We start from the raw sequence: 21,117 nt of genomic DNA on the forward strand, positions 1-21,117 counted from the left end.
GTAAATGTAGTAAAAAAGAACTTTACTAGGTTTTTCGGCCGATAAAAATGATTGTTTGTAAGCTCTGTTTTGAAAGTTCTTTTGTGATTGCTGACATATTTACGAAAAAAAAACGACTAAATGTAAGAAAAATAGTATTTAAAAATAGGCTTTTTGTAGCGGTTTAACGAAATTTTATGTTTTTTTTATTTTTTATAATCTTTTATAAATCAATTAAATAAGTTTTTGTTTGCTGAGAAAATGGGGGGTCTTGGATAACTTTTTTGTGTTGAAATTTTTTTGGAATGGAATTTTTATACATTTGCTGAGTAAATTTTTAAAATTTAAACTAAACATGAAAAAAATTATTTTATCTGTAGCAGCAGTATTCGCATTCGGATTTGCTAACGCTCAAGAAGAAGTGAAAGAAGCTAAAGGTTTCGGTTTCTCTAAAGGTAACATTATGGTTGAAGGTAACTTAGGTTTTTCAACTGGAAAAAGTACTGATTCATTCGGTGGAACTGATATGGAAGAGACTAAAACTAGTTCTTTCAACTTCAATCCTAAAGCTGGTTATTTCTTAACTGACAAAATTGCTGTTGGTGTTGAATTAAATTTAGCTTCTGGTAAAACTGAAGTAACTGATATGACTGTTACTCCAAACGTTACAAATGAAGGAAAAACTAACTCTTTCGGAGCTGGTGTTTTCGCTCGTTACTATTTCTTAGATTTAGGACAAAGATTCAAAACTTACGCTGAAGCAGGTTTAGGATTCGGTTCTCAAAAATGGGAAACTAACGGAACTGAAACTAGAAAAGATTCTAACTTCGGTTTAGGAATTGATTTAGGTATGAACTACTTCGTAACTGAGAAAATGGCTATCAACTTCGGTTTAGCTAACGTATTAGGATTCAATTCTGGTAAATCTGAATTCCCAGGTGGTGGAGAAACTAAATCATCTTCAGTTAACGGAAACTTCAATGTTTTCAATAACTTCTTTGATACTCCAACTTTCGGTTTAACTTACAAATTCTAATTAGAATTAAGTTATCATATGAAAAGCCCCGCATTGCGGGGCTTTTTTTTTGTTAATTAAATTGTTGATATCTATTGGTTTAGGTCTTTGAATTCGCTTTTGTATTATGGATAAATTTATAGTACTAATTTTAAAATAGTAAATATGAAAAAAATTATTTTATCTCTAGCGGCCGTATTCGCGTTCGGTTTTGCTAATGCTCAAGAAGAAGTTAAGGAAGCTAAAGGTTTTGGTTTCTCTAAAGGTAACATTATGGTTGAAGGTAACTTAGGTTTTTCAACTGGAAAAAGTACTGATTCATTCGGAGGAACTGATACTGAGGAAACTAAATCTAGTTCTTTTAACTTCAATCCTAAAGCTGGTTATTTCTTAACTGACAAAATTGCTGTTGGTGTTGAATTAAATTTAGCTTCTGGTAAAACTGAAGTAACTGATATGACTGTTACTCCAAACGTTACAAATGAAGGAAAAACTAATTCTTTCGGAGCTGGTGTTTTCGCTCGTTACTATTTCTTAGATTTAGGACAAAGATTCAAAACTTACGCTGAAGCAGGTTTAGGATTCGGTTCTCAAAAATGGGAAACTAACGGAACTGAAACTAGAAAAGATTCTAACTTCGGTTTAGGAATCGATTTAGGTATGAACTACTTCGTAACTGAGAAAATGGCTATCAACTTCGGTTTAGCTAACGTATTAGGATTCAATTCTGGTAAATCTGAATTCCCAGGTGGTGGAGAAACTAAATCATCTTCGGTTAACGGAAACTTCAATGTTTTCAATAACTTCTTTGATACTCCAACTTTCGGGTTGACTTACAAATTCTAATACATCAGAATTTACAAAGAAAAGCCCCGCAATGCGGGGCTTTTTTGTTAAAACTTAAATCCTAATCCGGCCTGAAATACTTTATTTTTTGCATCACTGTCTTTGATGACTTCATTTAAACTCTGCGTGTATCTTCCGGTCAGGAACAATCCGCCCGGGAAATTAAAGGTAACACCTCCTGCTAAGGCCGTATCGAAACTGTTGTAGTTGTTCTCTTGTGGTGGTGCATTGTTTTCGCCTTTGTAATCAACTTTTTCACTGACTTTAAACCCAAATTGCGGTCCGGCTTCAATGCTCAGTCCTTTAATTAAATACAGTTTGGCCAATACCGGAAAGTTTATGTAATCCAGTTTGTACTGCATCCGGTCGCCTAACAGATTGTTGTACTCAAAACCCTGACGGGAATATACCGCTTCTGGCTGTATGGCGAATACTTTTGGAATCAGTGGGATTTCGCCCACCAAACCAAGATGAAAACTGGTTCTGGCATCCGGACCTTCTTCAAAATCGCCTTTGGTCACAGTGCTGTAATTTAAGCCTCCTTTAATTCCGATGCTGCTTTGCTGGGCTGTGGCGGTTTCTGAAACTGCCGATAAAACTAGTGCTGCCAATAAAAATTTTACTGTCTTCATAAATATAAATTTTAGTTTCTATATTTAAACCGAAAATCCTGCCGATTAGTATTCGTGCATAGTAATTTTAAAATTTATTTAACAGCCATGCAATCCTGGAAGAACTACATAAAAGAGTATAAAAATTATCTCCGTCTGGAAAGAGGCTTGTCTGAAAATACGATTCAGAATTATATTTTTGATGTAGAAAAACTAATGGGTTTTCTTTCTGAAAAAGGCATAGCGGTAACTCCGGTTCAAATTTCGGAAGAAATTGTCCAGCAGTTTGTTTATTCGATTTCAGGAGTGGTGAACGCCCGTTCGCAATCGCGAATTCTTTCGGGATTAAAAAGTTTCTTTAATTATCTGATATTTGAAGGCTACCGCAATACCACGCCTTTGGAATTGATTGAAGTTCCTAAAACAGGTCGTAAATTACCGGATACGTTGTCGGTTGAGGAAATCGACTTGCTCATTGCAGCTGTCGATTTGTCTAAGGACGAGGGTGAACGCAACCGGGCGATGCTGGAAACGCTTTACAGTTGTGGATTACGGGTTTCGGAATTGGTTGGATTAAAGATATCCGACTTGTTTTTCGAAGACGGTTTCGTAAAAATTACCGGTAAAGGAAACAAACAGCGTTTTGTTCCGATTGGCGAATCGACAAAGAAATACATTACAATGTATAAAGACTTGGTTCGGTCGCATCAAAATGTTCAAAGAGGACATGAAGATACGTTGTTTCTTAATAGGAGAGGGCGACAATTAACGCGGGCCATGGTATTTACCATTATTAAGGATTTGGCGCTTAAAATCGGTTTAAATAAGGCGATTAGTCCGCATACGTTCCGTCATTCTTTTGCAACCCATTTACTGGAAAACGGTGCCGATTTGCGTTCCATTCAAATGATGTTGGGGCATGAATCGATTACCACTACAGAAGTCTATATGCATTTGGATCGCAAATTTTTATCGGAAGTATTGAGTTCGTATCATCCGAGGAAGTAGTGTTCAGTAATCAGTTTTCAGTGTTCAGTAATTAGTGGTCAGTGATCAGTTTGTAGTGTTAAGAGTTTTGCAGTCGATTAACTAAAAAAAAAAGACCTGTTTTTCAACAAGTCTTTTTGGTATAAGTTTGGTGTTAGCGATTCTGTAAATGCTAAACCGCCTGATTATTATTTCGCAATATTTACCGCTCTGGTTTCACGGATTACGGTAATTTTTACCTGTCCCGGATATGTCATTTCGGTTTGGATTTTCTGAGAAATGTCGAAAGACAAGTTACCGGCCATTTCATCACTTACTTTTTCGCTTTCCACAATTACACGAAGTTCGCGTCCTGCCTGAATCGCATAAGCATTTTTAACGCCGTTGAATCCGTAAGCAATCTCTTCAAGATCTTTCAAACGTTGGATGTACGAATCCAACACCTGACGTCTTGCGCCTGGACGCGCTCCTGAAATCGCATCACAAACCTGAATAATCGGAGAAATCAATGATTTCATTTCGATTTCGTCGTGGTGGGCTCCAATCGCGTTGCATACTTCTTCTTTTTCACCGTATTTTTCGGCCCACTGCATACCTAAGATAGCGTGTGGTAATTCACTTTCCGTATCCGGCACTTTTCCGATATCGTGTAGTAAACCGGCTCTTTTAGCCAGTTTTACGTTCAAGCCCAATTCGGCCGCCATGATTCCACAAAGTTTGGAAACTTCTCTGGAGTGTTGCAATAAGTTTTGTCCGTAAGAAGAACGGTATTTCATTCTACCCACGATTTTAATCAATTCAGGGTGTAAGCCGTGAATTCCTAAATCGATAACGGTACGTTTACCAACTTCGATAATTTCTTCGTCAATTTGTTTTGCGGTTTTAGCGACCACTTCCTCGATACGTGCCGGGTGAATACGACCGTCGGTAACCAATTTATGTAATGATAAACGGGCTATTTCACGACGTACCGGGTCAAAACAAGAAAGGATAATCGCTTCAGGAGTGTCGTCTACGATGATTTCCACACCGGTTGCAGCTTCCAAAGCACGGATATTACGACCTTCACGACCGATAATTCTACCTTTTACATCGTCTGATTCAATGTTGAAAACAGAAACACAGTTTTCCACCGCTTCTTCCGTTCCCACACGCTGAATCGTGTTGATGATGATTTTCTTCGCTTCTTGTTGAGCGGTAAGTTTAGCCTCTTCAATGGTTTCCTGAATGTGCGCCATTGCGTTGGTTTTAGCCTCCGCTTTCAAGCTTTCCACCAATTGGTTTTTCGCTTCATCAGCCGAAAGCCCTGAAATGGTTTCCAATTGTTCTACCTGACTTTTGTGAAGTCTTTCCACTTCAGCTTGCTTTTTCTCAACATGCTCCAAACGATTGGTGTAGTCGTTGATTTTAGCTTCTGCTTCGTCGTTTAATTTTTTGGTTTTAGCCAATTCGTTAGAAATCTGAGATTCTTTGTCGCGGGTTCTTTTTTCTGCTTCCGCAATTTTTTTGTCTTTGGCTAAAATTTCTTTTTCATGCTCCGACTTCAGTTCCAGAAATTTTTCTTTTGCCTGAAGTAATTTGTCTTTCTTAATGGATTCTGCCTCAACTTTTGCATCTTTTAAGATGGAAGCAGCTTCTTTCTTGGCGTTTTTAATCAAGTTGGAAACATTCGCTTTCTCTAGGTATTTTGCAATCCCGAAACCGATTCCAATTCCGGCCAGACAGCCAATAATTATAATTAATGTGTTCATAGTGTATTTGAAAATTTATATAAAAAAAGCCTACATTAGGGGTATTGCATAAACTCGTAAGGACAAGTTTTGAGTTAACTCGCTGTTCAAGGACCTGCTCAAGGCAGTTTGCTTTAGAAACGAAGATTCACTCATTTGAATTTGTTAGTGTTGAGTTTATCAAATAGGTACTAATGTAGGCAGTATCTTAGTTTATGTAAAGAACGTATTTATTTTGAGAGAATTGTACTCAATTTTTCATCCATTGCTTTTAAGCGCTCAAAAGCAGTTTCAAAATCGGTTGATTTGTCGATCTGTTTTTGTTCCACTTGCGAGGCAAACTGTAAGGCGCACATGGCCAATACATCCTGTTTATCTCTTACTGCATAGTTTTCTTCGAATTGCTTAATCATTGCATCAATTTTTTTTGAAGCGGTTCTTAGGCCTTCTTCCTGCGAATAATCCACGGTTAGCGGATATACCCGGTCTGCAATTGATATTTTTATTTTAAGCTTTTCACTCATTCTTTATTAATCAGAAAGTTGTGCTATACAATAATCGATTTCGCGAATTAATGAATTTATTTTGAGTTTTGTTTCTCGTTTGTTTTCGTCACTGCCCAGTAATGAATTTGCCATTTTGAGGGTTTCGTATTGATTTTTCAATGTGTTGATTTCCTCTGACTGTTGGGTTATAATGCCGGAAGACTTTGATAGTTCATTGCGCAGCTCCTGGTTTGTTTTCTCTAAACTTTCCAGTTTTTGGGAGAGTTTAGAAAATTTAATTTCAAGAGAATCAATGATTTCAGTTAATCCATTCATTACAGACCTGTTTCATTACACGATTTTACAAAGTTAGTATTCCATTTGAAATATAACAATACTTTTGTTTAAATTTTCAAAAATGTTTAAAGTCTTTTCATAATAATTTGTTATATAGTCAGTTATATAAAATGATCTAAGGTGATTACGGAATTGAAGGTTTTTTGTATATTAGCATCATATTAGCCAAAATAAATTTTTATGAAATTGCCATTCCTGCTCATTTTTCTGTCTGCCTTTAGCTTTGTACAAAGCCAAGAATATCCTAAGGATTATTTTCAGTCTCCCCTTAACATTCCTTTGTTCGCCTCTGGTTCTTTCGGAGAATTACGGGGAAATCACTTTCATTCCGGTTTGGATTTTAAAACCCAGCAAAAAGAAGGATTATCTGTTTTTGCTGTTGCAGACGGTTATGTTTCCCGTATCAAAATTTCAGAAGGCGGTTACGGAAAAGCAATCTACATTACCCATTCCAACGGATACACCTCCGTTTACGGTCATTTGAAAAAATTCAATGGTGCCATTGCTGATTTTGTCCGTAAAAGACAATATGCGCAAAAGTCGTATGAAGTAGAGATTTTTCCTTTGTCCGGTGAATTGTCGGTAAAGAAAGGTGAAGTGATTGCTTTTTCCGGTAATACAGGAAGTTCTGGCGGTCCCCATCTTCATTTTGAAATCCGCGATTCTAAAACGGAACAAACCATTAATCCGATGCTGTTCGGTTTTGATATAAAAATGCCCGATACTAAAGCTCCGGTAATTAATGATTTGGTTGCCTATGCTATCGGCGACAGCTCGGTGGTAAACAGTTCCCAAAGAACGATCCCTATAAATCTTTCCCTGCAAAGTGACGGCAGTTATTTGGCCAATAAGGTGTTGGCTAAAGGAAATGTCGGATTCGGCGTGAATACTTACGATCTTTCGGATAATAATTTTAACTGGAACGGCATTTATAAGGCGGAAACCTTTTTAAACGGCAGCAGAATTTTTAAATATGAGTTTGATAAATTTGCTTTCGATGAGACCCGCTACATCAATAATTTTATCGATTATTACAGGTATAAAACCATAAAACAGTCGGTTCAGAAACTCTTTTTTAAACGAAATTACCCGTTTTCACTCGTTAGCGGTAACAAAAAAAACGGACAAATTTTGGTATTACCGAATACGACGTACAACTATCGTATTGAAATTTCCGATTTTCACGGGAATAAGCGAACGGTTAACGTTCCGGTTCAATATTCTGATGCTGCGGCAACTATTCCAAGAGTGGAAAAGAAAACGCCTTATTTTGTAAAATCCCGAAACGATAACAATTATACCAAAGACAATATTTCGGTTTTTATTCCGGAAAACGCTTTCTATGAAGATTTCTACATGAATTTCGAAGTGAAGGACAATGTGCTTTTTCTTCATGACCAGACGGTTCCGGTACACAATAATCTTACGGTGACTTTCGATGTTTCCGGTATTCCGAATTTGAATCGGGACAAAACGTTTATTTCCAGAATGGATGGCAATAAACCCGAATATTTTACAACGTATAAGAAAGGAAATCTGTTTTCCATCCGAACCAAAGATTTGGGGAAATTTGTGCTGATGACCGATACCGTTGCACCAAAAATCTACCGACCAAATTTTGCGGAAGGCGCCAATCTTGATCAAGCCGATTCGTTAAGCATTCATATCAGTGATGAATTGTCCGGTATCAAAGAATATAATGCCTATCTAAACGGGAAATGGGTTTTGGCCGATTACGATTATAAGACGAAATCGTTAACGCATTTTTTCAGTGAGGCAGTCTATGAAGAAGGTAAGAACGAATTAAAAGTGGTTGTTTCGGATAAAATGGGAAATTCCACTATCTTTGAAACTCATTTTTTTAAAACCAAAAAACAATCATCAGTTGAAAAAACTAATTAAACTCCTGATTCTTTATATTTTTATTGCAGGTTGTTCTGTAGTTGCACAAACAGCAAGAGTTAAAGGAATTTTGTTGGACGAATCCAATAAACCTATTGAAAATGCTACGATTAAGGCAGGTAATCTTACTGCAAAATCCAATGAAAACGGTTTTTTTCAGATCAAAATTCCCGCAAATACAAAAGTAACGGTTGAAATATCGCATGTTTCCTATAAAAAATCTTCGGTAACCCTTGAGTTGAAAATCAATGAGGATTACGAACTGAATGTAGTGCTGAGTCAAAAAGCAGAACAATTAGGAGAAGTGATTATTTCCGCCGGAGGAAGAAAACGAATTGAAGGAGTTACAACCATAGAACCACAGCTAATCCGACTTATTCCAGGAGCCAATGCCGGAGTGGAAAATATTTTAAAAACGTTACCCGGCGTTTATTCCAACAACGAATTGAGTACCCAATATGCCGTCCGTGGCGGAAATTATGATGAAAACTTAGTATATGTAAACGAAATTGAAGTATATCGACCATTCTTAATTCGCTCAGGCCAACAGGAAGGGTTGAGTTTTACCAATACGGAAATGGTTTCCAATGTTGATTTTTCCGCGGGTGGATTTCAGGCAAAATACGGCGATAAATTATCGTCTGTTTTGGATATTACCTACAGAAGACCTACTAAATTTCAAACCGCTTTCGATGCAAGTTTGTTGGGCGGAAGTGCTACGGTGGATTTGGTGTCCAAGAATCAGAAATGGAGTAACATTACCGGAATCCGTTACCGTAATAACAGTTTGCTGGTTAAGAGTCAGGAAACACAAACCAATTATACGCCTACTTTTGCCGATATACAAACACAAATTAATTTCGATGCTTCCACTAAATGGCAGTGGAGTTTTTTGGGAAATATTTCTCAGAACAAATATCATTATCAGCCTTTAACGCGTCAGACCAATTTCGGAACTATTGACGAACCGATAGCGTTGCAGGTAGCCTACGACGGTCAGGAAAAAGATGAATACCTGACGTTTTTCGGAGCAATTAAATCGACTTATCAGGCCAATGAAAATTTCAAATTGAAATTTATCGGGTCAGCTTATCATACGCAGGAGCAGGAGCATTTTGATATTATGGCGCAATATCGCTTGGGTGAAATCGATACGAATATCGGTTCGGATACTTTTGGTGATGTGGTGTACTCAAGAGGGGTAGGTTCGCAACTTACCCATGCCCGTAATAATCTGGATGCCTTAATCGTAAATGCTGAAGTGAAAGGTTTTCACGACATTCAAAAGAAGAAAAGTCAGGTAGAATGGGGTTTTAAATACACTCGTGAAGACATCCGTGACCGTATTGTGGAATGGGAAGTAATTGATTCTGCCGGTTTTTCATTGCCGTCACCCATTTTAGATATTCCTCAGGAGCAACCTTATACTCCGTATACCGGTCCTTTGGCGCCATATCAATATGTTCGGGCCACTAATTTTGTTCAGATAAATCGTTTTTCGGGCTATGCGCAATGGAATTACAGAACTAATTTAGGTTCTAGTCAGCTTTGGATCAATGCGGGAGCCCGTGCGCACCAATGGATCGTTCAGGGGGATAATTTGAATGGCAGCAGTCAGGTTGTTTTCAGTCCGAGAGCACAATTTGTGATAAAGCCGTCTTGGGAAAAAGACATGATTTTCCGTTTGTCCGGAGGATTGTACCAGCAACCGCCTTTTTACCGTGAACTCCGCGATACGGATGGAAAGGTCAATCCGGATGTGAAAGCCCAGAAATCCTATCATTTTGTATTGAGTAACGATTACAGTTTTAAACTTTTTAACCGACCATTCAAATTGGTTTCTGAAGCCTATTATAAGAGCCTGAGTGATGTCAATACCTATACGATTGATAATGTGCGCATCCGATACCGTGCCAATAATGATGCGACGGCTTATGTTTATGGAGCCGACATACGTTTGAATGGGGAATTTGTACCGGGAACCGAATCCTGGTTTAGTGTCGGCTATCTTAAAACCGAAGAAAATCAGAACGGACGAGGGAATATTGCCCGCCCAACCGATCAGCGATTGAAATTCGGCTTGTTGTTTCAGGATTATATGCCTGCACTTCCCAATGTTAAAATTTATCTGAATCTGGTTTATAATACCGGATTACCGGGAGGTTCACCATCCTATGCCGATCCTTACCAATACCAGTTGCGTCTGAATGATTACCGTCGTGCTGATGCTGGATTTTCGTATGTATTTAAAGATCCTTCGATACAATCTACAAAAAGTTGGTTGAAGCGATTCAAGGAATTGAGTCTGGGGCTTGAAATCTTCAACATGTTTAATAATCAGAATGCGATTACGAATACTTGGGTGCGCGACGTGTATACCAAAAGTCAGTATGCCATCCCAAATTATATGACTACCAGAACGTTTAATGTAAAATTGAATGTAAGATTGTAGTTCCTGTTTAATTGTTTTATATTTGATAGACCAAATTGTTCTGAAATGAAAAACTTCTCAAAATATACGCTATTCGTATTGTTCGCTTTTTTGTCAAGCTGCAAACAGGAAATCGAAAAGCCGAAAGTGATTTACGAAGAGGAAAAAAATACTTCCGCAACTAACGTGAAGAAAGACTCGTCGCAAATTAAAATTGCCGATTTACCGATTCATATGGAAGGGACAAAATACCTTATTCATGCCATTGGAGACGTTCGTGTTTATGATGGAAACGGAGGTAGTTACGGTTCGAGCAAAACCAATTCGATGAGTTATGCCATTTCAAATTACAACCGTTTTGAAGTGACGGGATATTTTGAAAACCTGAAGTTTCAGCATATTGATTCTACCGCGTTGCGTCCGTTAACGGATAAAAATGTTCAGATTCAAACAGCTACTTACCTGAATACAATTTCGGATAAAACCAAAAAACAGATTTTAGTATATTCCTTAGTAGATTCGGATACGAACCGTGACGGGAAGTTGGATGCCAACGATATCAAGACCCTTTATATCAGTAATTTTAACGGCACGAAGTTTACAAAGCTTTCAGATGATTTACAGGAATTGCTCGATTGGAATGTGGTGGAAGTGCAAAATCGTTTGTATTTCCGAACTATTGAAGACATCAATAAAAATGGTGCTTTTGATAAAAACGATAAGGTGCATTATCATTTTGTGAACCTGCTTTCGAAAGACTGGTCGGGTGAAGAATACGAACCGATAAAAAAATAATCATAAAAAAGACGAACGCTAAGACGTTCGTTTTTTTATATAAGAATGTCACTTTCTAAATCAGATTTTTCGATCCTGAAATCAAAACCTATTTTTGAAACGACTTCAATAACCAGTTTTTTATACCAGTTTTCGCTTTTGGGATGGATGTAAATCTTTTCAATCATTTTGTCGATATCCACGTTGATTTTCAATCCGTCGTTAATGATTAGGTTTTGTGAGGTCACATCGGAAATCACCCGGATCTCGTTTTCGTACTGAAAGCTTTTTCGTTTGAACAGAAAGGGAAAGAAAGCATCGTCAAACGGAATCAGTTCCTTTTTGTAATCGATGTAATTCACTTCGCCTATATATTGCTGGGTGTGTTTCTCTTTCTGTAAAGCTTCCTTCAGTCTTCCTATGGTTGACTGGATGGCCAAACCTTCGTTGTTTTTGGTGAAAATCTGCCACATGGCAAAACTTTCATACTGATTAGTATGCCAACTGCTGATTACCACATTTTCGCGATGGGATTTGTAGTAATCCAGGAACTTCGGATTGTTTTCGGAAATTTTCTTAATCTCTTCAAATGTGGGTTCGCTGAACGTGCCTTCAAACTGATCTTCAAATTTATCCGAACGCGACATGAACATTTTTCCCGATATTAATATGTCCAGGAATTTCGATAAATCCATGTATTTCCAAATAACGGTATCCGGATTTTCTGGGATTTTGATATTTGGATTGTTTACATACATCTTTTAAAAGTGTTTAAAAGCAAACGGGATTATTCGAAACTCTGCATCATTACCAGTTTGGAATAGGTTCCGTTTTTAGCTAATAATTCATCGTGTGTGCCTTGTTCTACAATTTCTCCTTTTTGCATAACGACAATTGTGTCTGCCTTTTGAATGGTTGATAAACGGTGGGCAATCACAATAGAAGTTCTATTTTGCATCATGTTTTCCAATGCCTGCTGTACCAATCTTTCGCTTTCGGTATCTAAAGCAGAAGTGGCTTCGTCCAGAATCATAATCGGTGGATTTTTTAAAACTGCGCGTGCAATCGACAAACGCTGTTTTTGTCCTCCGGATAATTTGTTTCCGGCGTCTCCTATATTGGTTTCAATGCCTTCCGGTAAATCCTTTACGAATTCATAAGCATTGGCAATTTTAAGTGCATTTATAATTTCTTCATCAGTGGCATTTTCTTTACCTAAAAGAATGTTGTTTTTGATGCTATCGTTAAAAAGTATGCTATCTTGGGTAACCAATCCCATTAAAGCACGAAGCGAATGCATTTCCATGTCTTTGATGTCGATGCCGTCTACTTTTACACTGCCTTCCTGTACATCGTAAAAACGCGTAAGCAAATTTGAAATGGTACTTTTTCCGCTACCGGATTGTCCTACCAAAGCAACGGTTTTTCCTTTAGGAACCTCTAAAGAGAAGTTTTTCAGAACGTTTTCATTTTCATAACGGAAATTGATGTTTTCAATCGAGATTTTGTCTTCAAATTCCGTTTTTACAATTGCATCGGGTTTGTTGGTAATGGTGTTTTCCTGCTCCAAAATTTCTAAAACCCTGTCTGCTGCAGCCATAGCACCTTTAAGTGTGTAGGAAGCTTTTGAAATGGCTTTTGCCGGGGTTAATATTCCATAGGCCAGTCCCATATAGGCAATAAATTCTGTACCTTCCAATGTTTTTTCAATAAGTACCATATTACCGCCAAACCATAAAAGAATTGCAATAACAACAATCCCTAAAAACTCACTGATAGGCGTTGAAAGGTTATTTCGGTTGAGTAAACTATTCGAAAAGCGATACAGATTTTGCGCTGAAGTGTTGAATTTCCCCTGAAAACTTTTTTCTGCATTGTAACTTTTTACGATTTTAAGGCCGGCTAGCGTCTCATCCAATATGGAAAGAAAGATCCCGGCTTCTTTTTGAACCCTGCTTGATTTTCGCTTTAAACTTTTTCCGATTAATGAAATCAGTAAACCGGAAAGCGGAATGAAAATAAAAACAAACAATGTCAATTTTGTACTGATGTAAAACATTGAAATAATCGTGAAAGCAATGGTAAGTGGCTCCTTGATAATGATTTCCAATATGGATAAAAACGAAAATTGGACTTCTCCAACATCATTTGTCAGTCGGATCATTACGTCTCCTCTTCTTTTTTCAGAATAAAAAGAAAGCGGCAAATGAATTACTTTTTCGTACAATGCAATACGCAAGTCTTTCAAGGTTCCGTTTCTCAGAAATGTAACATTGTACATGGCCAAATAGTTAAAAATGTTTTTCAGTAAAAACATTGAGATAACTAATACAACCATTAGCAACAGTGAATATTCCGGTCCCTTGGTGTCGCTGGTTGTCGTTACCAGATAATCAAGGTATTCTTTGGAATATGCCGGTAAGGATGTGATTCCTGTGTATACGGGCTCAATGGAAACTCTTTTTGTTTTGTCAAACATTACGTTCAACATCGGAATCAGCATTACGAACGACAGCGTACTGAAAAGCGCATAAAGAACATTGAAGAAAATATTCAGAAAGGCGTACTTTTTATACGGTAAAGCGTAACGTAATATTTTAAAAAAGGTACTGTTCATTTAGTTCAATCGCATCTCAGCAATTATATTTTTAATTTTGTTATCCAAATAATTTTCCGCTTCCGAAACATCGTTAATGCTTTCTATCGCACAGTTTACACTGAAATAGAATTTGATTTTAGGTTCCGTACCGCTTGGGCGGGCACAGATTTTACTTCCGTCTTCCAAATAATAAATCAATACGTTTGATTTCGGAATTGTGATGCCGAATTCTTCATTGTTGATCAGGTCACGTCCTTTCGAACTCTGATAATCTTCGATGCACACCACACGTTGTCCGTTGATTTCTTTCATTGGGTTTTCGCGCAAGTCAACCATCATCTGTTTGATTTCGTTGGCGCCTTCAATTCCTTTTTTGGTAATCGAAATCAGGTGTTCTTTATAGAAACCGAAATTCACATACATCTGAAGCAATTCTTGGTACAACGAACTTCCTTTTTCTTTTGCCTGAGCGGCCATTTCGCAAACCAATAGGGTGGAAGCTACCGCGTCTTTATCGCGAACAGCATCGCCTACCATGAATCCGAAACTTTCTTCACCACCGCCAATGAATTTCTGATTCGGGAAATCTTTGATGAATTTTGCAATCCATTTGAAACCGGTCAATCCCACTTTGCATTCCACATCATAGCCGGAAGCGAGTTCCAGCATCATCGGAGTGGAAACAATGGTGGAGCCGATAAATTCAGTTCCGGTCAGTTTTCCTTGTTTTTTCCATTGTTGGAGCAAGAAATGGGTCATGACAACCATGGATTGATTTCCGTTCAGTAAAATCATTTTGCCTTCCGTATCGCGAACGGCAACGCCTAATCGGTCAGAATCCGGATCGGTTCCGATAACGATATCAGCATTTGTTTTTTCTGCCAAATCCAATGCCATGGTCAAGGCTTCCGGTTCTTCCGGGTTTGGTGATTTTACGGTTGGGAAATTTCCGTTAGGTTCGGCTTGTTCTTTTACGATTTCCACATCGGAATAACCAGCTTTCGCCAAAACATCGGGAACCAATTTAATGGAAGTTCCGTGTAGCGAAGTGAAAACGATTTTTAGGTTTTCTTTGGCTGATGCTGAAGTGTTAAACGTTGCATTTTCAATGGCTGAATTGATGAATGCTTCGTCTAATTGTACGTCAATATATTCAATTAAATCGTTGTTGGCTTCGAATTTGATTTCGCTGTAATCCAAGGCTTCAATCATCTGAATGATTTCATTGTCCTGAGGCGGTACCAATTGACCACCGTCTTGCCAGTACACTTTATAACCGTTGTATTCCGGCGGATTGTGAGATGCGGTTAAAACGATTCCGGAATGACACCCTAAATATTTCACGGCGAAAGACAATTCCGGTGTTGGGCGCATATCGGAAAAAAGAAAAACCTTGATTCCGTTGGCCGAAAAAACATCGGCTACCACTTTGGCAAGCGTGTTACTGTTATGACGACAATCGTAGGCAATTGCTACTTTAAGTTGTTCGCCCGGGAATGATTTTTTTAAATAATCGGACAAACCCTGAGTGTTTTTGCCCAAGGTATATTTGTTGATGCGGTTGGTTCCCACGCCCATAATGCCACGCATGCCGCCGGTTCCGAATTCCAGATTCTTGTAAAAACTGTCTTCGAGTTCTTTTGGGGCAGTTGTCATCATTTCACGAATAGCTTCGTGTGTTTCGTTGTCAAAGGTTGGGGTAAGCCAAACGTTTACTTTGTCTAAAATTGCTTTTTCAATGTGCATTTTCAATTCTGATTTACAGATTTAACTCTTTTGAAATTTTATATCGTTCTTCGTTGTTTTTGGTTCTTAGGATGATTTCACCCAAAAAACCGGCAAGAAAGAGTTGTGTGCCTATAATCATAGTAGTCAGAGCAATATAAAACCAAGGGTTGTTGGTTACCAAAATAGCCGCTTCATGGCTGTAAATTTTGTGTAATTTCATGATGCCGATGTATCCTGCAGACAATAGTCCGATAAGAAACATCACCACGCCCAAAGCCCCAAAAAGATGCATCGGGCGTTTTCCGAATTTGGAGATGAACCAAATCGTAATCAGATCCAGAAAACCGTTTATAAAACGACTCATGCCAAATTTCGACGAACCGTATTTTCGGGCCTGATGGATTACCACTTTTTCACCGATTTTTGCGAATCCGGCATTTTTTGCCAGAACCGGAATGTAACGGTGCATTTCGCCGGAAACTTCTACGTTTTTCACGACGATGTTTTTGTAGGCTTTCAGTCCGCAGTTAAAATCGTTCAGTTGTACGCCCGATGTTTTTCGTGCCGCCCAATTGAACAATTTCGAAGGCATATTTTTCCCGATAACCGAATCATAGCGTTTCTTTTTCCAACCCGAAACCAAATCGTAATTTCCTTTGGTAATCATGTTGAAAAGTTCCGGAATTTCGTCGGGGCTGTCCTGCAAATCAGCATCCATGGTAATGATAACATCACCTTGAGCTTTGGCAAAACCGGCGTGTAAAGCCTGCGATTTTCCGTAGTTGCGTAAAAAACGAATTCCCTTTACGTTGCTGTCTTTGGCAGAAAGCTGTTCGATGGTTTGCCAGGAATCGTCGGTACTGCCGTCATCTATGAAAATAACTTCGTATGAGAAATTATTTTCGTTCATGACCTTTGCAATCCACGAATGCAATTCGGGTAGGGATTCCTGTTCGTTCAGTAAAGGAATTATGATGGATAAATTCATCTATGATTATTCTAAATTCGAGGTTTTGTTTCTGAAAATTAGGGCTAAGAGTGCACCGAAAATTGCTGAAAACACAAAGCTGAATACAAGTCCTTTTAATAAGTTCATTACAGAATAATTATCGTTTTTCTGCATATCTTCCACCGCTTTTGTTATGGCTTCAGTAGGGGTGTTAAATTTTTTCATCATCTGTACTGCATATTCGATAGCGTGTTCATTTACGACTCCTTTTGCTTCGGGATCAATTACATTGAAAAGTAAAATGTTGAACAAAACAGACATGGTAGCACCAATGGCTCCTGCGATGAAATAAACCGTGAACGCTTCTTTAAAAGTGATAAACCCGTTAAGTTGTTTTTTTGTTTTCGAAACTAAAACTATTCCAACTATTAAAAAGATAACGAGACTGGAAATTCCTATCCACATATTGGTGAATAATTTCAGGTCAATTGCGTAAATTGAAGCTGTAATAAGGATTGAAATAACGCCAAGGATTATCCCATAATTAATGCCGTTTTTTTTAATTACTTCGTTCATAGTTTTGTTTTTGGTTTAATTAATTTACAAATATAAGAATTCTGCTGTATCTTTGGTTAGTTGTACGGACTGAAAAAAAGTTACACAAGTATTTGATTTTTAAAAATTAGTTGTACATTTGCACCCTGAATTAAAAAGATTATAAACAAAAAGTTACAGGCGTTTATACCTTTTACCGTTTTAAAAGCATCAGAACAGTTTGTAACCAAATTAATAAAACAAGATTTACCATGAAAAAAGGAATTCACCCGGAAAATTACAGATTAGTAGCATTTAAAGATATGTCAAACGAAGACGTGTTCATTACAAAATCTACTGTTGAAACTAAAGATACAATCACTGTTGATGGTGTTGAATACCCAGTATATAAAATGGAGATTTCCAGAACGTCTCACCCTTTCTATACAGGTAAATCTAAACTTATCGATACAGCTGGTCGTATTGATAAATTCAAAAACAAATACGCTAAATTCAGCAAATAATCGCTGTTTTATGATATATGGAAGCCTCTCAGTTTTGAGAGGCTTTTTTTATTTTATATTTACGGGATTGTTTGTAATTATGTAGACTTATGAAAATTTTCAAATTTATTTTTGGGATTGTTTTTATATTCATTATTTCATATTTCTTATTCATGTTTTTAATAAGACTGTTTGTTTATATTTTTCCAAACACTCGCATAAATGGTTATGGAGAAGTGGTTTATGTTATGCCGACTTCTCAAATGCTTTCCAGTTTTGTAATTACAATTATTTTCTTTGTAGTGTCTGTGTTTTTTTTTCATAGAAAGTGCTACAGATAATCACTGCTTTTTGAACTCTCAAAAGAAAACTTTGTAACTTAGCAACTCAGTAACTCAGCAACTTTTAAAAATGAACTACATACTTTTTGACGGAACCGTTCGCAATGCCTTACTTCCGTTTACGTTTACACGACCGGTAGCCGATATTCGCGTCGGAATTTTAACCATTCGTGAAAAATGGGAGAAATACTTAGGCTATACTACGACCACCTTAACAGAAGAATACCTGATAGAAAAATTTCCGATGGTGGAAATGGAAGAAAACGTAATGATTAACGCTTCGTTTTTGCCCAACGAAATTCTTTCGGAAATGGTGCGTTCTTTGGAAGCCAATCAGGCGATTTTTTATAAGGATGAAGTCATTGCGTTTTACAGCAAAGAAAATCAGGAAGAAGTTGATTTTGATACCTATGAAATTATCGAGTATAACGAAGACTGTATCCGAATTGAGCATACCTGGGACATTTTTCAGAAAAACGATGCTGCGTTGCGTGAAGATTTCGAGTTAATCACTGAAGGTCGTTTTTCGCAACCGATTCCTAAAAGTATCAACGTAATTGCTCCCGAAAATATATTTATCGAAGAAGGGGCGAAATTGGAATTCGTAACCTTAAACGCATCCACCGGACCAATTTACATCGGAAAAAATGCTGAAATCATGGAGGGTTCCGTTATTCGCGGACCGTTTGCCTTGTGTGAAGAAGCGCAGGTAAAACTGGCAACAAAAGTATACGGTGCAACCACAGTTGGTCCTCACTGCAGAATTGGTGGCGAAGTGAATAATTCAGTGTTGTTTGGGTATTCCAATAAAGGCCACGACGGATTTTTAGGAAATTCAGTTTTAGGCGAATGGTGTAACATTGGAGCCGACAGCAACAATTCCAATCTGAAAAACAATTATGAAGAGGTGAAACTCTGGAGCTACGAAACGGAAGGTTTTGCCAAAACCGGCTTGCAGTTTTGCGGACTTATGATGGGCGACCACAGCAAGTGTGGTATCAACACAATGTTCAATACCGGAACCGTTGTTGGGGTTTCTGCTAATATTTTCGGAAGCGGCTTCCCTCGTAATTTTGTGCCAAGTTTCTCTTGGGGCGGTGCGTCAGGTTTTACAACCTACATCACCAAAAAAGCTTTCGAGACGGCTAAAATTGTAATGTCGCGTCGTCATGTGGAATTTACCGAACAGGATGCGGCTATTTTAGAACACGTTTTCGAGGAAACGAAAAAATGGCGAAAAGAATAGTTTACATTTCAAAGAAATTAGACAACCACGATTGCGAAAACAGTCGTGGTTTTTTTGTAAATTTATTCTTCAAAATCAGAACGTTATGTACAGAACAGAGAATGATTTATTAGGCGATATGCAGGTGCCGGCCAATGCGTATTACGGAATTCAGACGCAAAGAGCCATTGATAATTTTCACATATCCGGTGTAAAATTGTATCAGTTTCCCGAATTTATTAAAGGATTGGCCTATGTGAAATGGGCAGCAGCCGAAACCAATTTCCAATTAAGACTTTTGGATGAAAAACTCAAAAATGTCATTGTGGAAGCCGCTAAAGAAGTCATCTCCGGAAAATTCGATATGGAATTCCCTATTGATATGATTCAGGGTGGCGCAGGAACGTCCACGAATATGAATATCAATGAAGTTTTGGCCAACCGTGCGTTGGAATTAATGGGACATCAAAAAGGAGAATACCAATATTGTTCCCCCAACGATCATGTGAACTTGTCGCAATCGACTAATGATGCTTATCCGACTTCCATTCGAATTGCTGCGGTGCATTCAAACATTCAGCTTATTGAACATCTTAAAGCTTTAATTGCTGCGTTCCGAAAAAAAGGAGAGGAGTTTAAGCATATTCTGAAAATGGGGAGAACCCAATTGCAGGATGCGGTTCCGATGACATTAGGTCAGGAATTTGAAGCGTTTGCGGTGACTTTAGAAGAGGAAGTGGACCGCCTGACTCAAAACTGCAATTTAATGCTGGAAACCAATATGGGCGCCACTGCTATCGGAACAGGAATTAACGCTGCTCCCGGTTATGCCGAATTGTGTGCTGAAAATTTAGCGAAAGTTACCGGTTTGGCGATTGTTTCCGCGCCCAATCTAATTGAAGCTACACCGGATACAGGGGCTTACGTGATTTATTCGTCTGCTTTAAAACGTATGGCGATTAAAATCTCGAAAATCTGTAACGATTTGCGTTTGCTTTCTTCGGGTCCGCGTTGTGGTCTGAATGAAATCAATTTGCCGCCCATGCAGCCGGGTTCGTCTATTATGCCCGGGAAAGTGAATCCGGTGATTCCTGAAGTGATGAATCAGGTGTGTTATCGTGTTATCGGAAATGATCTGACAGTAACTATGGCCGCCGAAGCCGGACAATTGCAATTGAACGTTATGGAGCCGGTATTGACCTATGCGATTATGGAGTCCATGCAGCTATTGTCTAACGGAATGGATACCTTGCGCGAAAAATGTATCGATGGTATTACGGCTAACGAAGAACATTGCCGTGAAATGGTATTGCACAGTATCGGAATTGTAACGGCTCTGAATCCGTACATAGGCTATAAAAACAGTACAAAAATTGCAAAAGAGGCATTGGAAACCGGTAAAAGTGTATACAATCTGGTTTTGGAACATAATATTTTGTCAAAGGAACAAATCGATGATATTCTCAATCCGGAAAACATGCTGGCTCCCAAAAAGAGTTAATAAAAAGCCACTGGATAATAGTGGCTTTTTAAGTTTTATGTTTTCTCATTTCCTGATGTTGCCATTCTGGTAAAAATCGAGATCAATTTTGTTGGTTAAATCTACATCGATGTATTTGTGCCCCAAATCCACATGGGTGATTTTTTCATTGGGGTAGTTCGTTTTGATATAGTCGAGAATTTTCGGGTCAATATACGCTGTCGGAATCGGTTTTTTGTGTCCGTCAACTTCCCGCCATTCGCCATTCTTCCAAAATTCTACTTCGGTTCCGTCATGCAGCCACACTTCATAGCCTTTTTCGCCATATTCCGGATCTCTGCTAACATGCTTTACGGTTGTGTTTGGAAAATGTTCCGCCAAAAACGCCTTAGAATTTTCAGGAAGTTCTGAAAGACTTATTTTCTTGCGTTGTGCGTTGGTTATTGTAAAAGTGAGTAGGAGCAAGAGTGTGAAGATGATTTTCGTATTCATGACATATGGTTTTAAGTATGAATAATTTTCCAACTTAAATTTACGAAAAACGATTCGGAATTCAATCGATTAATTTTCAAACAGTTGTGGTTTTTTGAGATGAGGCTGATTACAGATTTTATGAAATCGCCATTACCTAAGAGTTTTGC

19 protein-coding genes and 1 other RNA gene are annotated in these 21,117 nt (G+C 38.1%); 9 read left to right on the forward strand and 11 right to left on the reverse strand.

Going from position 1 to position 21,117, the window contains the following annotated elements; translation table 11 throughout:
- Positions 1 to 334: 334 nt before the first annotated feature.
- Positions 335 to 1,015 (forward strand): outer membrane beta-barrel protein, encoded by a 681-nt coding sequence (locus FCR2A7T_RS08880; RefSeq protein ID WP_035118057.1) that lies wholly within the window; start codon positions 335 to 337, stop codon positions 1,013 to 1,015.
- Between the two features lie 144 nt (positions 1,016 to 1,159).
- The gene (locus FCR2A7T_RS08885) at positions 1,160 to 1,840 is read left to right on the forward strand and encodes an outer membrane beta-barrel protein (RefSeq protein ID WP_023570945.1); all 681 of its coding nucleotides are present in this window, start codon (positions 1,160 to 1,162) and stop codon (positions 1,838 to 1,840) included.
- Positions 1,841 to 1,887: 47 nt separating this feature from the next.
- Here the strand turns inward: FCR2A7T_RS08885 and FCR2A7T_RS08890 are convergent, their stop codons facing one another.
- Positions 1,888 to 2,472, reverse strand: coding sequence for a porin family protein (locus FCR2A7T_RS08890; RefSeq protein ID WP_023570946.1), 585 nt, complete (start codon positions 2,470 to 2,472; stop codon positions 1,888 to 1,890).
- A gap of 87 nt (positions 2,473 to 2,559) precedes the next feature.
- Here FCR2A7T_RS08890 and FCR2A7T_RS08895 point away from each other — a divergent pair, with 87 nt between their 5' ends.
- Positions 2,560 to 3,459, forward strand: coding sequence for a site-specific tyrosine recombinase (locus FCR2A7T_RS08895; RefSeq protein WP_023570947.1), 900 nt, complete (start codon positions 2,560 to 2,562; stop codon positions 3,457 to 3,459).
- A gap of 167 nt (positions 3,460 to 3,626) precedes the next feature.
- Here FCR2A7T_RS08895 and rny read toward each other — a convergent pair whose 3' ends face one another.
- The 4 genes from rny to FCR2A7T_RS08910 form a co-directional block, all read right to left on the reverse strand.
- Positions 3,627 to 5,189 carry a ribonuclease Y gene (gene rny / locus FCR2A7T_RS08900; protein WP_023570948.1) on the reverse strand — a complete coding sequence of 521 codons (1,563 nt, stop codon included), beginning with the start codon at positions 5,187 to 5,189 and terminating at the stop codon, positions 3,627 to 3,629.
- Between the two features lie 50 nt (positions 5,190 to 5,239).
- Positions 5,240 to 5,345, reverse strand: a non-coding RNA gene (gene ssrS, locus FCR2A7T_RS15005) — 6S RNA.
- A 53-nt stretch (positions 5,346 to 5,398) separates the two neighbouring features.
- Entirely contained in the window at positions 5,399 to 5,692 is a 294-nt protein-coding gene (locus FCR2A7T_RS08905) for a cell division protein ZapA (protein WP_023570949.1), read from the reverse strand.
- Between the two features lie 6 nt (positions 5,693 to 5,698).
- Positions 5,699 to 5,989, reverse strand: coding sequence for a hypothetical protein (locus FCR2A7T_RS08910; protein WP_023570950.1), 291 nt, complete (start codon positions 5,987 to 5,989; stop codon positions 5,699 to 5,701).
- 201 nt (positions 5,990 to 6,190) lie between these two features.
- Between FCR2A7T_RS08910 and FCR2A7T_RS08915 the strand changes: the two genes are divergently transcribed.
- From FCR2A7T_RS08915 to FCR2A7T_RS08925, 3 genes are read left to right on the forward strand one after another with little or no spacing between them, the layout of a single operon-like run.
- Complete coding sequence (locus tag FCR2A7T_RS08915; protein ID WP_035117995.1) at positions 6,191 to 7,912, forward strand: M23 family metallopeptidase; 1,722 nt, start codon at positions 6,191 to 6,193, stop codon at positions 7,910 to 7,912.
- Complete coding sequence (locus FCR2A7T_RS08920) at positions 7,896 to 10,364, forward strand: TonB-dependent receptor (RefSeq protein WP_051369543.1); 2,469 nt, start codon at positions 7,896 to 7,898, stop codon at positions 10,362 to 10,364. Before FCR2A7T_RS08915 ends, FCR2A7T_RS08920 begins: the two co-directional genes overlap by 17 nt.
- A gap of 45 nt (positions 10,365 to 10,409) precedes the next feature.
- On the forward strand, positions 10,410 to 11,138 hold the full coding sequence (locus FCR2A7T_RS08925) for a hypothetical protein (RefSeq protein ID WP_023570952.1): 729 nt from the start codon (positions 10,410 to 10,412) through the stop codon (positions 11,136 to 11,138).
- A 35-nt stretch (positions 11,139 to 11,173) separates the two neighbouring features.
- On the opposite strand, the gene FCR2A7T_RS08930 is transcribed toward FCR2A7T_RS08925, so the two are convergent.
- From FCR2A7T_RS08930 to FCR2A7T_RS08950, 5 genes are read right to left on the reverse strand one after another with little or no spacing between them, the layout of a single operon-like run.
- Positions 11,174 to 11,875, reverse strand: coding sequence for a DUF2971 domain-containing protein (locus FCR2A7T_RS08930; protein ID WP_023570953.1), 702 nt, complete (start codon positions 11,873 to 11,875; stop codon positions 11,174 to 11,176).
- A gap of 29 nt (positions 11,876 to 11,904) precedes the next feature.
- Entirely contained in the window at positions 11,905 to 13,734 is a 1,830-nt protein-coding gene (locus FCR2A7T_RS08935; RefSeq protein WP_023570954.1) for an ABC transporter ATP-binding protein, read from the reverse strand.
- A complete protein-coding gene (locus FCR2A7T_RS08940; RefSeq protein WP_023570955.1) occupies positions 13,735 to 15,462 on the reverse strand; it encodes a phospho-sugar mutase in 1,728 nt (575 codons plus the stop codon).
- A gap of 13 nt (positions 15,463 to 15,475) precedes the next feature.
- A complete protein-coding gene (locus tag FCR2A7T_RS08945) occupies positions 15,476 to 16,432 on the reverse strand; it encodes a glycosyltransferase family 2 protein (RefSeq protein WP_023570956.1) in 957 nt (318 codons plus the stop codon).
- A 6-nt stretch (positions 16,433 to 16,438) separates the two neighbouring features.
- Entirely contained in the window at positions 16,439 to 16,969 is a 531-nt protein-coding gene (locus FCR2A7T_RS08950) for a DUF4199 domain-containing protein (protein WP_023570957.1), read from the reverse strand.
- 230 nt (positions 16,970 to 17,199) lie between these two features.
- Here FCR2A7T_RS08950 and FCR2A7T_RS08955 point away from each other — a divergent pair, with 230 nt between their 5' ends.
- From FCR2A7T_RS08955 to aspA, 3 genes are all read left to right on the forward strand, one after another.
- Complete coding sequence (locus FCR2A7T_RS08955) at positions 17,200 to 17,451, forward strand: type B 50S ribosomal protein L31 (RefSeq protein ID WP_023570958.1); 252 nt, start codon at positions 17,200 to 17,202, stop codon at positions 17,449 to 17,451.
- Positions 17,452 to 17,841: 390 nt separating this feature from the next.
- Positions 17,842 to 19,017, forward strand: a complete 1,176-nt coding sequence (locus FCR2A7T_RS08960; protein ID WP_023570960.1) for a GlmU family protein — start codon at positions 17,842 to 17,844, stop codon at positions 19,015 to 19,017.
- Between the two features lie 85 nt (positions 19,018 to 19,102).
- Positions 19,103 to 20,497: an aspartate ammonia-lyase gene (aspA, locus tag FCR2A7T_RS08965; protein ID WP_023570961.1), complete on the forward strand. Its 1,395-nt coding sequence runs from the start codon at positions 19,103 to 19,105 to the stop codon at positions 20,495 to 20,497.
- A gap of 45 nt (positions 20,498 to 20,542) precedes the next feature.
- Here the strand turns inward: aspA and FCR2A7T_RS08970 are convergent, their stop codons facing one another.
- Entirely contained in the window at positions 20,543 to 20,968 is a 426-nt protein-coding gene (locus FCR2A7T_RS08970) for a PepSY-like domain-containing protein (RefSeq protein WP_023570962.1), read from the reverse strand.
- Positions 20,969 to 21,117: the final 149 nt, after the last annotated feature.

Source organism: Flavobacterium cauense R2A-7 (assembly GCF_000498475.1).
GTDB classification, from domain to species: Bacteria; Bacteroidota; Bacteroidia; order Flavobacteriales; family Flavobacteriaceae; genus Flavobacterium; species Flavobacterium cauense.